Source organism: Pseudomonas sp. SIMBA_041 (genome assembly GCF_046535095.1).
Lineage (GTDB): Bacteria > Pseudomonadota > Gammaproteobacteria > Pseudomonadales > Pseudomonadaceae > Aquipseudomonas > Aquipseudomonas mucoides.
This window is the reverse complement of record NZ_JAWRXJ010000880.1, coordinates 1-239: the sequence shown is the minus strand read 5'-3', so window position 1 is coordinate 239 and position 239 is coordinate 1. Positions and strand designations below refer to the sequence as shown.

Sequence of the window (239 nt, the reverse complement as noted above, 5' to 3'; positions counted from 1 at the left end):
CGGATCCTGGTGCTGGAACTGTGCGACCGGCTGCTGCAACCGTTGCCGCCGGACTGGGCCGGCGAAGTCCTGCACGGCGGCTTCGCCCGCTTCAGCGGCCGCCTGCTGCGCTGCGATTTGCAGCAACGCAGCGTGCAAGTACTCGCCAAGGGCCTGGATACGCCTTCCAACCTGTGCTGCGTCGGAGACGCGGTGCTGGTGAGTGAAGGCATGGGCCTGAGTGGGCGGCCGATTCCGAC

General features: G+C 67.8%; 1 pseudogene. It reads left to right on the top strand.

The features are described 5' to 3' along the window. Positions 1 to 239, top strand: a pseudogene (locus tag SB725_RS33670) (hypothetical protein); the annotation flags it as partial.